General features: G+C 44.9%; 1 protein-coding gene. It reads right to left on the bottom strand.

What is annotated here, in order from left to right; translation table 11 throughout:
• Positions 1-1068 (bottom strand): RHS repeat domain-containing protein (locus tag CWB66_RS16905; RefSeq protein WP_502705300.1); only part of this gene is annotated, 1068 nt, incomplete at both ends.

Genomic DNA, 1068 nt, shown 5'->3' with positions numbered 1-1068 from the left:
CGCCCGAGTGGGTCGTAGTCGTATTGCGTGAGCGTGCCGTTGTTATTAAAGCAGCTTAATTGGTTAAACGCGTTATATTCACGGCGGGTTTTAATGCCTTTGCCGGTTTCGCGTATTTGGTTACCAAACTCATCATAATGAAAGTCGCTGTCGCCAAAGTGAGTTAGGCGGTCTGCGTCGGTGGCACTGTTTATTGTGGTGTTGTTAGTGCACTCATTGTTTACTACTGAGTCAGCGTTGCTACTGTTTTTACTACTACTTTTACTACTATTTGGCGCTAACTCTTTGTATTCGCTATGGGTTGCGCGTGTTAAATCAATAGAAGAGCTGGCATCAGTATTTGTAGTATTTTGCTCACTACTGTCTGCATCACTTGTGCTTGATTGCACTGTTTGGCTTTGCGGGTTACCAAAACTATCCCACTGGTAGTGTGTGGTTGTATCAGTACTTGAGGTTGCCAGTGTTTGTTGTATTAACTGCCCGAGGCTGTTGTATTCAAAATTGATATTGTGGCTGCTTACACCTTCGTTTTTACGGGCAATCAGCTGGTTGATGCTGTCGTAGTTGTACGTACAGGTATCAAATAATGTTTGCGCTGGGTGTGTAAGCTGTTGCTGTGTTAAACGGTTAAATACATCAAACTGTTGATTAAGGGTTATGTCATTACCAAACTTTTGCGTTTGAATATTGCCTTGGCTGTCGTAACTTAAGGTTACAAGCGGCTGTGCTGCGCTAGCTGAATCATTCGCTGTGCTGTTGGCTTGCTGTAAGTGAATAGCACTTAGCTGACCAAACTTATTGTAGCTGTAGTTAAGCGTGCTTGAGTCTGGCAGCGTCAGTGTTTGGCGCCTGCCGTAGTCGTCGTAGCTGTACTTTAGGGTATGCGCTTGTTGCTGATTGTGTACTTGCTCGGCATGCAGTAACCGCCCGCCTTTATCAAACTGCTGCTTTAAGGTTGATTGTGCGTTGTGGGCACGGGTAATTTTACCTTGCAGGTTATAGCCGTAATAATTGGCGTTATTAACGATATGTGAGTCGCTTGCCAAGCTTGCATGTTGTGCGGTTACG

The organism is Pseudoalteromonas sp. S558 (genome assembly GCF_005886635.1).
Lineage (GTDB): Bacteria > Pseudomonadota > Gammaproteobacteria > Enterobacterales > Alteromonadaceae > Pseudoalteromonas > Pseudoalteromonas aliena.
This window is presented reverse-complemented; position numbering and strand designations above follow the sequence as displayed.